The 14,643-nt window shown below is 36.5% G+C and carries 10 protein-coding genes; 8 read left to right on the top strand and 2 right to left on the bottom strand.

The annotated features are described in order from the left end of the window. Both GJU43_RS14500 and GJU43_RS14495 read right to left on the bottom strand, forming a co-directional pair. Positions 1-201, bottom strand: coding sequence for a hypothetical protein (locus GJU43_RS14500; RefSeq protein ID WP_047778985.1), 201 nt, complete (start codon positions 199-201; stop codon positions 1-3). Positions 202-306: 105 nt separating this feature from the next. Next, complete coding sequence (locus tag GJU43_RS14495) at positions 307-885, bottom strand: MarC family protein (RefSeq protein WP_127340463.1); 579 nt, start codon at positions 883-885, stop codon at positions 307-309. Between the two features lie 376 nt (positions 886-1,261). Here GJU43_RS14495 and GJU43_RS14490 point away from each other — a divergent pair, with 376 nt between their 5' ends. The 8 genes from GJU43_RS14490 to GJU43_RS14455 all read left to right on the top strand — a co-directional run bounded on the left by GJU43_RS14490 (position 1,262) and on the right by GJU43_RS14455 (position 14,535). Beyond that, the gene (locus tag GJU43_RS14490; RefSeq protein WP_154341477.1) at positions 1,262-1,831 is read left to right on the top strand and encodes a DUF3109 family protein; all 570 of its coding nucleotides are present in this window, start codon (positions 1,262-1,264) and stop codon (positions 1,829-1,831) included. Positions 1,832-2,166: 335 nt separating this feature from the next. Next, positions 2,167-3,156 (top strand): ribonucleotide-diphosphate reductase subunit beta, encoded by a 990-nt coding sequence (locus tag GJU43_RS14485; RefSeq protein WP_154341476.1) that lies wholly within the window; start codon positions 2,167-2,169, stop codon positions 3,154-3,156. A 266-nt stretch (positions 3,157-3,422) separates the two neighbouring features. Then, positions 3,423-5,825 (top strand): ribonucleoside-diphosphate reductase subunit alpha, encoded by a 2,403-nt coding sequence (locus GJU43_RS14480; RefSeq protein ID WP_154341475.1) that lies wholly within the window; start codon positions 3,423-3,425, stop codon positions 5,823-5,825. Between the two features lie 510 nt (positions 5,826-6,335). Beyond that, positions 6,336-7,163, top strand: coding sequence for a prephenate dehydratase (locus tag GJU43_RS14475; protein WP_154341474.1), 828 nt, complete (start codon positions 6,336-6,338; stop codon positions 7,161-7,163). 198 nt (positions 7,164-7,361) lie between these two features. Beyond that, positions 7,362-8,507, top strand: coding sequence for a pyridoxal phosphate-dependent aminotransferase (locus GJU43_RS14470; RefSeq protein WP_154341473.1), 1,146 nt, complete (start codon positions 7,362-7,364; stop codon positions 8,505-8,507). 329 nt (positions 8,508-8,836) lie between these two features. Continuing rightward, on the top strand, positions 8,837-9,694 hold the full coding sequence (locus tag GJU43_RS14465) for a prephenate dehydrogenase (protein ID WP_154341472.1): 858 nt from the start codon (positions 8,837-8,839) through the stop codon (positions 9,692-9,694). Positions 9,695-9,712: 18 nt separating this feature from the next. Continuing rightward, positions 9,713-10,795 (top strand): bifunctional 3-deoxy-7-phosphoheptulonate synthase/chorismate mutase type II, encoded by a 1,083-nt coding sequence (locus GJU43_RS14460; protein WP_154341471.1) that lies wholly within the window; start codon positions 9,713-9,715, stop codon positions 10,793-10,795. Between the two features lie 425 nt (positions 10,796-11,220). Next, entirely contained in the window at positions 11,221-14,535 is a 3,315-nt protein-coding gene (locus tag GJU43_RS14455; protein WP_154341470.1) for a VIT domain-containing protein, read from the top strand. Positions 14,536-14,643: the final 108 nt, after the last annotated feature.

The raw sequence follows: 14,643 nt of genomic DNA, 5'->3' as shown, positions 1-14,643 counted from the left end.
TTATCTGCCGTTTGTTTTTTCTTCTATTTTTTTGGAAATTCTAAAAATCAAAAGGATCAAAACGGCGCAAAAAGAAGCTGCTATTCCAATAAAAGCTACTGCACTGTCACCCTGGAAAGGGTTTTTAAAGTCCAGCAATGTAATATTAAAAACAATTAAAGCTAATGCTAAAAGCACTAAGATTGAAGTGAAAATTTTCATAATGGCTGTTTGTTTGTCTAAAATAGTAAAGTAAAATTCTTCGGCAGGGATTGCCGCAAAATTGTATTTTTTAAATTTTATGGGGTAAATTTATAAAAATATCCGTTAGACGAACAAACCTTTAACATTAGCAGCGAATAATTTAACAGCAATCGCTAAAAGTATTACTCCAAATGTCTTTCGTACCACGCCAAGTCCGTTTTCTCCTAATAAAGTTTCGATTTTCTTGGATGATTTCAAAACAATATAAACTAATATAATATTCAATAAAATAGCAATAATAATATTGATGGTATGAAACTGGGAGCGAAGGGAAAGTAAAGTAGTCATAGTTCCTGCTCCGGCGATTAACGGAAACGCTAATGGAACTATAGAAGCGGATCCGGGTTCCTCATCACGATAGATCCGGATTCCCAAAATCATTTCCAAAGCCAGAAAAAATAGTACAAAAGAACCTGCAACGGCAAACGAATGGACATCGATACCAATAAGACTTAAGAAACCTTCTCCGACAAAAAGAAAAACAATCATAATCATTCCGGCAACAATGGAAGCTTTTTCAGATTCGATATGGCCCACTTTTGCTCTTAGGTTTACAATGATCGGAATAGATCCTACGATATCAATTACTGCAAAAAGTACCATTCCGACAGTGATAATTTCCTTAAAATCAATTTCTAACATACTTTTTTCTATTTAGTGTTTAAAGATGTGCAAAGTTAGATAATAAAGTTAGGGCTTTTTTTGATAAAATCAGCCGACGGCCATTTTTGTTATAAAAACATGTATCCGTTATTAAAACAACGATTTTTATAACAAAACATTCTTCTCACCGCAAAGATTCGCAAAGATCTTCGCAAAGGGCGCCAGCTTATAAGCAAATAGTCTGCAGCATTTATAAAGATTAGTTTTTTGCTGATGATAAAACTTCGCGATCCTTGCGAAAAACTTTGTGCTCTTTGCGGTTAGACTCCAACGATGATGTAGTAAGAATTTAATCTCCTTTCATCTGTTTTCTTTGCCTATCTTTGCACTTTATAAATCTCAGTATTTTAATATCATGTTTCAACTAGGAAAAACCATTATTTCAGAAGATATTCTTGAAAAAGAATTTGTGTGCAACTTATCAGCCTGTAAAGGAGCCTGCTGTGTTGACGGAGATGCCGGTGCGCCTTTGAGTGAGGCAGAAACTAAAATCATGGAAGAGATTTATCCGAAAGTCAAACCTTTTTTGAGAAAAGAAGGAATTGCGGCTATTGAAGCGCAGGGCACCTGGGTGAAAGGAACTGATGGTGATCTTGAGACACCATTAATTGACAATAAAGATTGCGCTTACGTTATTTTCGATGGAAAAACGGCGCTTTGTGGAATCGAGCAGGCTTACAACCAGGGTATCGTGGACTGGAAAAAACCGGTTTCCTGTCATTTGTATCCAATTCGTGTAAAAGATTTTACGGAGTTTGCAGCCGTCAATTATGATAAATGGGACATTTGTGACGATGCCTGTTCGCTAGGTAAGGAATTGGAAGTTCCGGTGTATAAATTTGTCAAAGAAGCGCTAATTCGCCGCTTTGGTCAGGATTGGTATTTAGAGCTCGAAAAAGTAGCCGAAGAACTCAGAAAATCGTAAAATCCGCGGCCTTTAGTTACGACTTTAAAAAGGTATATTTTAACTCAAAAAATAAAGTTTTAACTCAAAAAAAAACTTTTAAAAACAATTAAAAATTTCTTGCTTTTTATTGTAAAAAGTCTATATTTTACGGGGGTTTAAGGTATTAATGACAATATTAAAGTCCTCATTTACAAATATTTAATTATTGTCTGAAAAATATCATACTTTTTGTCCGTTGTTAAAAACTACGACCAATTGTGAATAAGTTTGGCTTTTATTTTCGCCAACAAATGACAATCTTTGTACTCTACTGAATGAGCAAAAATTCAATACAAAAAATAAACATAAAAGCCATGTCACAAGTCGAGCCAATTTTACAAGAAAATAAGAATCGTTTCGTAATTTTCCCTATCAAACACCATGATATTTGGGATTGGTACAAGAAGATGGAAGCGAGCTTTTGGACTGCAGAAGAAATTGATTTGCACCAGGACTTAAATGACTGGAATAATAAGCTGTCTGATGATGAGCGTTATTTCGTAAAACACATTTTAGCTTTTTTTGCTGCTTCTGACGGAATTGTAAATGAAAACCTTGCAGAGAACTTTGTAAACGAAGTTCAGTATGCCGAAGCGAAATTTTTCTATGGTTTTCAAATCATGATGGAAAATATTCACAGTGAGACGTATTCTCTTCTTATTGATACCTATGTAAAAGATGAAGCGGAAAAAGCAGAGCTGTTTAATGCGCTTGAAGTTTTTCCTGCTATCGGTAAAAAAGCAGAATGGGCTTTGAAGTGGATTGATTCGGATTCTTTTGCTGAAAGACTTATTGCTTTTGCAGCTGTTGAAGGTATATTTTTCTCAGGAGCTTTCTGTTCTATTTTCTGGTTGAAAAAACGTGGACTAATGCCAGGTTTGACATTTTCTAACGAATTAATTTCACGTGACGAAGGGGTACATTGTGATTTTGCAGTGCATTTGCACAATCATCATTTAGTAAACAAAGTTCCAAAAGAGAGAATTAAAGAAATTATCGTTGATGCCTTAAATATTGAAAGAGAATTTGTTACGGAATCTCTTCCGGTAAGTTTAATCGGTATGAATGCGGTTTTAATGACTCAGTACCTGGAGTTTGTGGCAGACAGATTATTGGTAGAGTTAGGGTGTGACCGTGTTTACGGATCCGCAAACCCATTTGACTTTATGGATATGATATCTTTACAGGGAAAAACCAATTTCTTTGAAAAAAGAGTTTCAGAATATCAAAAAGCCGGAGTAATGAATAGTGGCTCAGGCGGAGACAGCGATTCTCAGAAAATCAGCTTTGATGCAGATTTTTAGCGTATAAGAATATTTTAGTGATTGCCCCAAAAAAACACTAAAAAGAATACAATTTATAACACAATATTTTCAGATTGAATCTCATCCCAAATCGCGGATTCAATTATTTTAAGTCATTTTCAATTTGTTTTTCAAACTGGAACTAGGTTACTATTGAGAATCCCGTAATTCTCAAAATAAAAACAATAAAACACACAATGTTTAAGTACTGGAATCCGTTATTCCAGTGTCTTTCATTTTTTCAATAACAATAAAAAAGTAAGCTTATGTATGTAATAAAAAGAGATGGACGCAAAGAGCCGGTAATGTTTGATAAGATTACAGACAGAATCAAAAAATTGTGTTACGGTTTGAATGAACTTGTAGATCCTGTAAAAGTCGCCATGCGCGTTATTGAAGGATTGTATGATGGTGTTTCTACTTCAGAGTTGGATAATCTAGCTGCCGAAACAGCTGCTTCTATGACTATTGCACACCCTGATTATGCTCAGTTAGCCGCTCGTATTGCTATCTCTAACTTACATTCTAATACAACAAAATCGTTCTCGGAAACGATGTCGGATATGTATCATTATGTTAATCCAAGAACAGGGAAAGAAGCTCCTCTATTGGCAGATGATGTTTACGAAGTAATTAAGAATAACTCTCAGGTGCTGGATTCCACTATTATTTATAATCGTGATTTTAACTACGATTATTTTGGATTCAAAACATTGGAACGTTCCTATTTACTAAAAATAAATGGAAAGATTGTAGAGCGACCACAACACATGTTAATGCGTGTTTCTATAGGAATTCATAAAGACGATATTGCTTCTGCGATTGAAACGTATGAATTAATGTCTAAAAAATTCTTCACGCACGCGACGCCTACATTATTTAATGCAGGAACACCAAAACCTCAAATGTCATCTTGTTTCTTGTTAACCATGAAAGATGACAGTATTGATGGTATTTATGATACTCTAAAACAAACAGCTAAAATTTCCCAATCAGCGGGAGGAATTGGTTTAGCTATTCACAATATCAGAGCTACCGGTTCTTATATCAGCGGGACTAACGGAACTTCTAACGGAATTGTTCCGATGCTTCGTGTATACGACATGACTGCCCGTTATGTAGATCAGGGTGGAGGAAAACGTAAAGGAAGTTTTGCTATGTATATCGAACCTTGGCATGCTGATATTTTTGATTTCCTTGATTTAAGAAAAAACCACGGTAAGGAAGAAATGAGAACCCGTGATTTATTTCTTGGAATGTGGATTCCGGATTTATTCATGAAAAGAGTTCAGGAAGATTCAACATGGACTTTAATGTGTCCTAACGAATGCCCTGGATTATCAGAAGTACACAGTGAAGAATTCGATGCTTTGTATGTACGTTATGAAGCAGAAGGAAAAGGAAGAAAAACAATTAAAGCGAGAGAAATCTGGGAAAAAATCCTGGAATCTCAGGTAGAAACAGGTCTTCCGTACATGTTGTACAAAGATGCGGCTAACCGTAAATCGAACCAGAAGAATTTAGGAACAATCCGTTCTTCCAACTTGTGTACTGAAATTATCGAGTACACCTCTCCGGATGAAGTTGCGGTTTGTAACCTGGCTTCGATTTCATTGCCAATGTTTGTGGAGAACGGGAAATTTGATCACCAAAAATTATTTGATGTTACGAAACGTGTGACATTCAATTTAAATAAAGTAATTGACAGAAACTATTACCCGGTAAAAGAAGCTGAAAATTCCAATGTACGTCACAGGCCAATTGGTTTGGGAGTTCAGGGTCTTGCAGATGCTTTTATCATGTTAAGAATGCCTTTTACAAGTGACGAAGCTAAACAGCTGAACCACGAAATTTTCGAAACGTTGTACTTTGCTGCCGTGACCGCTTCTATGGAATTGGCGAAAGTAGAAGGACCATACTCTACATTTGAAGGGTCTCCAATGTCAAAAGGAGAATTCCAGTACAATATGTGGGGAATGAAAGATGAAGAATTATCAGGACGTTGGGATTGGGCTTCATTGCGTAAGGAAGTGGTAGAACACGGAGTTCGTAACTCTTTATTAGTAGCGCCGATGCCAACCGCATCCACTTCTCAGATTTTAGGAAACAATGAAGCTTTCGAGCCTTATACTTCTAACATCTACACCAGAAGAACGCTTTCAGGAGAATTTATCGTGGTAAACAAACATTTACTGGAAGACTTAGTGAAATTAGGAATCTGGAATGAATCATTGAAACAGGAAATTATGCGTCATAACGGATCTGTTCAGAACATAAACGGAATTCCGGATGATATCAAAGAATTGTACAAAACAGTTTGGGAAATGTCTATGAAAGATATTTTGGATATGTCACGTCAGAGAGGTTATTTTATTGACCAGTCCCAATCATTGAATTTGTTTATGCAGGATGCTAATTTCTCTAAACTAACGTCTATGCACTTCTATGCATGGCAATCTGGTTTAAAAACAGGAATGTATTACCTAAGAACAAAATCTGCGGTAGATGCGATTAAATTCACCTTAAACAACGATAAAAAAGAAGAAGCAACACCGGCATCAGCTACTTTAGTTCCGGAAACAGAACCGATCAGTGTTGAAGAATACAAAGCAATGTTGCTAAAAGCACAAGCTGCAGATCCTGAGGATTGTGAAATGTGTGGATCTTAATTTTTTTTAAGAATAAAGAGAATAGAATAAAGAGAATAGATTTATTCTTAAAGTAAAAAAAAGCAGTTATTGTTATGATAGCTGCTTTTTTTATTATACTTCCTTCCCGCTCTCCTAAAAATTGGTCCAAAAGATTAAACATATAGTTAGGCTCTCAGAACCTTAGTTCCTCAGAATCTAAGTACCTCCCTAAAACCCAATTGCCTAAATCGCATTTTAAGGCCGATTTATTCATATATCTTACAAAAGGCAGGTAATTTGTTAAGAAATCCTTTTTTGTTTCATAAAATGCAATATTTTTTTTGGTGCAGTAAAAATAATTTATACATTCGCAGAGAATTTATTGAAAAACACAAACAAAATGTCTAATAACCGTTTTTATTTTAGCAACTCTTTTTATTTCTTCTTTAGTAGAAGTAAGGATTGTGCTATGGTTATTTGAGAAAATTAAAAAAGACAAATAAAACTAATATACAATCCTGATGAAAATCAGGATTTTTTTTTGAATATATGACAACGAAAATTGCAATACAAGGTATAAAAGGTTCTTTCCACCATCAGGTAGTAAAGGAGTATTTCTCTGAAAATGTGGCTATTGATGAGTGCTTGTCTTTTGAAGAATTAATTGACAGCCTGCTTTCCGGAAAATCGGATCAGGCGGTAATGGCAATTGAAAACTCGATTGCAGGGCCAATTATTCCGAATTATGCGTTGATTGACAAGAATAATTTGCACATTATCGGAGAGCATTATCTGAGCATTCACCAAAATTTAATGGCCCTGAAAGGTCAGAAAATAGAAGATATAAAAGAAGTTCATTCGCACCCGATGGCCATCCTGCAATGTATGGATTTCTTAAAACAATATCCAAATATCAAATTGGTTGAAGATAAAGATACAGCCGAAACCGCCAGAAGAATTCAGGAAAAGCAATTAACCGGAATTGCCGCAATTGCAAGTAAAACGGCTTCAGAAATGTATGATCTGGAAATCCTGGCACCGGAAATTCAGACGATCAAAAATAACATGACCCGTTTTGTGATTATTAAAAAACAGAATTCATTTTTGCCCGAAAACGAAATCAACAGAGCTTCCATCAAATTTGAACTGGATCATAAAAGGGGAAGTTTGGCAGCGGTTCTCAATGTCATGAGCGATTGTAAACTGAATTTAACAAAAATCCAGTCGCTTCCCAAAATTGAAACGCCCTGGAAATATTCTTTTTTCGTCGACGTCACTTTCGAAAAATACGAAGACTTTGCAAAAGCCAAAGCATTACTGAATATTATGGCAGAATATTTAAAGGTTCTCGGAGAATATAAGAATACAAAACCGTAAAGTGAAATTCCAATTTTTTGAAATTCCAAATTCCAAAGGTTTAAAATAATGATTGTAAGGCTGAGCGAAGTCGAAGCCCCGTTAGTTTTCAAAAGCCTTCGACTTCGCTAAGGGTGACAAAAGTTTTAAAAGTTAGAAGTAAAAAAAGCATAAAGCTTACGGCCTAAAGCCTAAAGCATTTTTAATAAAAAAATAAAAATGATTACAACAGCAAAAAGATTAGATACAGTTGAAGAATACTACTTCTCCTCAAAATTGAGAGAAGTGCGTCAACTGCAGTCTGAAGGAAAATCGATCATCAACATGGGAATCGGAAGCCCTGATTTGAGTCCGTCAAAAGCAGTAATTGAAGCAGTAGCTGCGGCAATTCTGGATGAAAACGGGCACGGTTATCAGAGCTATCAGGGATTGCCGGAATTGAGAAAAGGAATGGCCGATTTTTATCAGGATCAGTTTGGTGTTGTGTTGAATCCGAATAATGAGATTTTACCTCTGATGGGTTCTAAAGAAGGAATTATGCACATTTCGCTGGCTTTTTTGAATGAAGGTGATCACGTTTTAATTCCGAATCCGGGTTATCCGACTTATACTTCGGTAACCAATCTGGTAGGAGCGGTTCCGGTTTATTATGATTTAAAAGAAGCCAATGCCTGGGAACCGGATTTCGAAGCTTTGGAAAAATCAGATCTATCGAAAGTGAAAATCATGTGGCTGGGTTATCCGCACATGCCAACAGGAGCCAGAGGAAGTTTAGCGTTATTTGAAAAATTGGTTGTCTTTGCTAAAAAACACAACATATTACTGGTAAATGATAATCCGTATAGTTTTGTTCTGAATGATAATCCAATGAGTTTATTGCAGGTGGAAGGGGCGAAAGAAGTGGCTTTGGAACTGAATTCATTAAGTAAAACATTCAACATGGCCGGATGGAGAGTCGGAATGGTTTTAGGTAAACCTGAAATTATCGATGCAGTCCTGAAAGTAAAAAGCAATATGGACAGCGGCATGTTCTACGGAATTCAGAAGGGTGCAATCGCGGCTTTGAATTGTGACAAATCCTGGTTCGAAGATCAAAATAAAATTTACAGACGCCGCCGAGAATTGACAGAAAAATTAGCAGAAAAATTAGGATGCAAAGTGTATAAAGAAGGAGTAGGACTTTTTGTCTGGGCGAAATTGCCTGAGGGAATCAAATCGGCAGAAAAGTTCATTGACGAAATATTATACGAGAAACATATTTTCATTACACCGGGAACCATCTTCGGAAGCAATGGTGAAGGATATATCAGATTCTCGTTGTGTGTGAAAGAAGAAAAAGTACAGGAAGCGATAGATAGGTTTTAAGTGTTAAGATTTTAGAATAAAGAATAAAGAATAAAGAATAAAGAATAAAGAATAAAGAATAAAGAATAAAGAATAAAGATTTTTGATATGGACTGTCAGGCTGAGCGAAGTTGAAGCCCGGGTGCCGGATCGACAAAGATTGGTCATTTTGATTATGGAGTTACTTGTGAAGATTTCCCCTTCGTCGAAATGACAAAAAAGACAGAAAGTAATAAAAGGTCTTGAAAAAACGAGAAGCCTAGCCCTGATAGAAGCGGCATCCTTTTGCGCCGGGGTTCGGCGGAAAAGATATAGCGGATAGCAGGAATTAGCTTCTAATAAAAATAAATATGAAAGTATACGTAATAGGAATAGGTTTAATAGGGGGTTCGATGGTGCTGGACATCAAAGAAAAACATCCGGACGCGACTATTTTTGGAATAGACAGTAACGAAAAACACTTGCAGGAAGCGATTGATTTAGGTGTTATTGATCAGGCGGGAAGTTTTGAAGAATTGGCTGAAGCTGATTTTGTGATTGTTTCGGTTCCCGTAGATGTTGCCCTGACCATTTTGCCAAAAGTACTGGATTCGGTTGGAGATAAAACCATTGTTTTTGAAGTGGGATCAACTAAAAAACCAATTTGTGATGCAGTGGCGAGTCACCCGAAAAGAAGAAATTTTATCGCGACGCATCCCATTGCAGGAACAGAATTTTCCGGACCATCGGCGGCGATAAAAGGATTGTTTCAGGGAAAAACGAATATTATTTGTGAGGTGGAAAAAACCACTTTCAAATTGCAGGAAAAGGCACTGAAGCTTTTCAGCGAAATCGGAATGCGGATTCGGTATATGGATCCGACTTCACACGACAAACACATTGCTTACGTTTCGCATTTGTCGCACATTAGTTCGTTTATGCTCGGAAAAACGGTAATGAACAAGGAAAAAGACGAACAGGATATTTTTGATATGGCAGGAAGTGGATTCGAAAGTACGGTTCGTTTAGCAAAAAGTTCACCTGCGATGTGGACACCGATTTTTAAGCAAAACAAAGAACATGTCATTGAAACCTTAGAAGAATACATTTCAAATCTCAGTCGGTTTAGGGATTTGTTAAAAGAAGAAGATTACAATGCCATTTTTGAAGAAATGGAAAGCACGAATAAAATTAAAGAGATATTAAACGGATTAACAATTAAAAAATAAAAATAAACTAAAAAAAAGATGGAAAATAAGAAAGAAATGAGAAAGTGGTTAGAAGATTTCAATTTAAATCACCCACTTGTGATAGCTGGACCTTGTAGTGCAGAAACAGAAGATCAGGTTTTGAAAATTGCTCATGAGTTGAAAGATTCAAAAGTAAGTGTATTCAGAGCCGGAATATGGAAACCAAGAACGCGTCCCGGAGGATTTGAAGGTGTTGGGGAAATTGGATTGAAATGGTTACAAAAAGCTAAAAAAGAAACTGGTTTACTGATGGGAACTGAAGTGGCTACTGCAGCGCACTGTAAACTGGCTTTAGAGCATGATATCGACGTTTTATGGGTTGGTGCCCGTACTACTGCAAACCCATTTGCGGTACAGGAAATTGCGGATACTTTGAAGGGGACAGATAAAATCGTTTTGGTTAAAAACCCTGTAAACCCTGATTTGGCTTTATGGTTAGGTGGTGTAGAACGTTTACACATGGCCGGAATCGAAAAATTAGGGGTTATCCACAGAGGTTTCTCTACTTACGAAAAAACAAAATACAGAAATATCCCGGAATGGCAGATTGCTATTGAATTGCAAAATAAATTCCCTGATTTACCTTTAATCATCGATCCATCTCACATTACAGGAGATCGTAAAATGATTTTCGAAGTAACGCAGGAAGCATTGGATTTAAATTACGATGGTATGATCATCGAAACACATTACGATCCGGACAACGCCTGGTCGGATGCAGCGCAACAAGTTACTCCGGATGCTTTGAAAAAAATCATCAAAGATTTAACGATCAGAAAAACAGATGATAATACAGATGAGTACAGTTCAAAAATGACGAAACTAAGAGCTAACATCGACGTTTTGGATGCTAATTTATTAGAGTTATTAGGAAAACGTATGAAAGTTGCTGACGAAATTGGTCAGGTGAAAAAAGATGCCAACGTAGCGATTCTTCAAAACAACCGTTGGAATGAAATCTTAGGAAAAATGATTTTAGAAGGGGAGAAAAAAGGACTTACGGAAGAGTTTGTTTTGAGAATGTTCAAAGCCATTCACCAGGAAAGTATTGGACACCAGGAAAAGATTTTCAATGCCTAATTTTCTCTAAATTATATAAGTGATATAAGTTAATTTAGCTTTTTATAAAATTAGCTCTCAGGTTTTCTTATGTCACTGTATTAAAATTAAATTGTTTTTTATATTAAATCTCCATTGCTGTAAGGCTATGGAGATTTTTTTTGGCTTTAAAGGATATAGGTTATAGAAGGTTAAATAGAATTTTCTATAATAAACATAGCCCAAGGTTTTAACCTTGGGATGCAATCAATGTTCGCAATCTTTTTGAATCGCGAATCTTTGTCCCCAAGGTTAAAACCTCGGGCTTTGTTTTTCAAGGCTTTTAATTTCAATTCTGAACTAATATTTTCTTATATACCTTATATGGTTTAATTTTTTTATCATCTATTCCAACCTTTTTAGATTTTATATACTCTATAGTTATATACAACCTTAACTTCTATGTTATGAAATCGAAAATCTGTTTGTCCAAGCCGGAAATTTTTCAGGGCATCCTGAAATTATTCCTTTATGTTTTATTGTTCGCGGGAACAAGAACTTTTGCACAGAGTCCTGAATTGACCGTAAAAGGAGATGCCGCGGAAAGTGTCAGAATGAGTCAGCTTATTGTTAATGTAAAAGTGGTTGGGAATATTGCTTACACCACTGCTGAGATGCATTTTTTTAATTCGGGCAGCCGTCAGATGGAAGCGGAACTTATTTTTCCGTTGCCGGAAAATGTTTCGGTTTCCAGATATGCCATTGATATCAATGGGAAAATGCGTGAAGCGGTTCCTGTAAATAAAAATAAAGGGAAACAGGTTTTTGAGGCCATTGAACATCGTCGTGTGGATCCCGGATTATTGGAGAAAGTAGATGGGAATAATTTTAGAACGAGAATTTATCCTTTGATGCCCAATGGCGAACGCATCGTTATTATTGGCTACGAAGAAGAACTTTCTGCGTTCGATAAAAACAATCTGGCGTATCAGCTGGTGAGCCGTTATCCGAAAAAGTTAGATAAATTTGAAATTAATATTTCGGTTTTGGGAACTGCCGCTTCGCCGACGGTGAATGAAAACTCGGGTGAGCAGATTGTCTTCTCAAAATGGAATCAGTCATTTCAGACTTCTTTCAAAAAAGAAAATTATCAGCCTTCCGAAAAATTACTTTTTAACATTCCGATACAGGAAAATGTGCCAAGTGTACTGATGCAGACTTTGGGAGGACAATATTATTTTTACGGAAATACGTTTGTTGAAGGAAATAAAATTGCCAAAAAAGTGCCAGCCTCGATTGGTTTGGTCTGGGATAATTCCTTGAGCTGTAAAACGCGCGATTTAAAAAAGGAATTAAATTTACTGGATGCCTATTTTCAAAAAATAAAAAACACGAAAGTAACCTTATACTTTTTAAATTATACGTTTGAAAGACAAAAGGAATTTTTGATTTCAGAGGGTAACTGGACGGAATTAAAATCCGTTTTGCAAAATACAAAGTACGATGGTGGCACTCGTTTTTCGCAAATAAATTTTCCAGTCCATGATGAGTTTTTGTTTTTTTCTGATGGATTGTCTTCTTTGAGCGAAAATGTTTTACCGAAAACAAGCATTCCAGTGTATACGATTACGTCTTCTGTTTCTTCAGATTTTGCTTTCCTGAATTTTGTTGCCATGAAAACCGGCGGTAATTTTATCAATCTGAACCAGTTGAACGGGACAAATGCTTTAGATAAACTGGTAAACAATAACTTAAAATTTTTAGGAATAAAAGAAAATTACACCATCACGGATTTATTTCCGATGAAAGGGACTTCGGTTTCGAGAAGTTTTAGTTTTTCAGGGATTTCCTTAAATCCGAAAAGTGAAATCACCTTGTTGTTTGGTTATAACAATACTGTGGTTGTGGAGCGAAAAATCACGCTGGATGCTTTTGCTCAAAATACAACAGACGTCAATATTGAAAAACTCTGGGCTCAGAAAAAAATAGCCAATCTGGATTTGCAATATGAGAAAAATGCGGATGAAATCGAACTTCTCGGAAAGAAATACGGAATCATAACGAAAAATACCTCCCTGATTGTTCTGGAAGATATCCGCGATTATATCGCTTACGATATTTTGCCGCCTGCCGAATTGCGTGCCGAATTTGATCGCATGAAGAAACAGGAACAGGATACTAATGTCGCCAAACAAAAGAATAATTGGGACAGTATTGATAGTTATTTTGCAGCATTAAATTCCTGGTGGAAAGAAGACCTTAGATATACGACTCCAAAACCGCTGCCAAAAGTAAAAGTAAAACATCCCCGAAGACCGAATAACAGGGAGTCAAATGTGAGTTCCAGCAGAAATGCAAGAGTTCCGGCAGGATTTATTTCGGGCGTTATTGTCGATGCTCAGGGTTTGCCGTTACCCGGAGCTGTGGTTCGTATAAATGGGGAAAGAGGAGGAGTGAATACCGATTTTGAGGGTAAGTTTACGATACAGGCTCCCGAAAACAGTAATCTGAATGTTGGCTTCATTGGCTATGAATCTTCTCAGGTAAATGTGGGCAGAAACAATCAGATCAGAGTGCAGCTAAGAGAGGATTCACATTCGCTAAGTGAAGTTGTGGTAACAGCACAAGGTGTGAGCAGAGAGCGAAGGTCAGTTGGATATTCTACGCGGGTGGTTTCAGAAGAAAGTATTTCTAATAATACCAATATGCCACAAGCGCTTGCCGGTAAAGTCGCCGGAGTTCAGATAGCGCCATCCGTAACCAGTGATAAAGCGATCAGTAGTGAGAACGAAACCAATTCTGATGCTAAAAAAGATTCAGATATCGAAGATGAAGATGGAAATCAGGACATGGAATACGTGCCATCAAATGGGATCGAAAATGAACCTAAAACCTGGAATCCGCATCGTTTGTATTTAAAGGCTCTTGCTTCAGTGCCGAAAGAAAAACAATATGATCTGTATTTTGAATTAAGAAATGCACAGGAAAGAAACCCCGCTTTTTATTTTGATGTGGCGCACTTTTTTTACAATCAGGGTGATGTCAAAAAAGCATTGCAGGTCATTAGTAATATTGCCGATTTAGGATTGGAAAACCATCAGCTTTATAAAACCTTAACTTATACGTTGCGTCAATGGAAGGATTTTGATGATGCTTTGTTTGCAGCAGGAAAAATTGCAAAATGGAGAGCACATGAACCACAGAGCCTTAGGGATTATGCTTTGGCTCTCGAAGATGCGGGAAAATATCAGGAAGCTTTCGATCAATTGATTAAAGCACTGGAAGTTAATTATTACGGAGAAATGAGCGGACAATATGAAGGGGTCGAAGATATCATCCTAATGGATATTAATCGTTTAATGATCGAACACAAAAATCTTAAAACGGGTAAACTGGATAAAAAATACCTGGATAAAATGCCGGTTGATATCCGAATTATTATGAACTGGAACCTGATGGATGTCGATTTGGATTTGCATATTATTGAACCTAATGGCGAAGAATGTTATTACGGACACAGAAGCACACAAGCCGGAGCGCGATTTTCTAAAGATTTTACGCAGGGTTACGGACCGGAACAATATTTAATCCGAAATGCCATAAAAGGCAAATATCAGATTAGAACCAATTATTTTGGCGAAAGGGAATTAACCGAAAGCGGCCCGGCAACCGTTATGGTAGAAATTTATACCACCAGAGCCGGAAAGACTTCCAAAACTTTAAAAACAATTCAGTTAGGGAAAATCAAAGAAAACGAAATTCTGGCCGAAATTATCTGGTAAATGAGTCCATTTTAGGAGGTGTTTTTTTAATTTTAAAAGGCGAAGTTGCGTTGTTCAATTCTAAAAACGTAATTTTGCCTTTTAATATTTTTTAGTTTTTAAGAATAC

The organism is Flavobacterium sp. LC2016-23, assembly GCF_009674775.1.
Lineage (GTDB): Bacteria > Bacteroidota > Bacteroidia > Flavobacteriales > Flavobacteriaceae > Flavobacterium.
The sequence above is the reverse complement of the archived record's forward strand: the minus strand, read 5'-3'. Positions and strand labels throughout refer to the sequence as shown.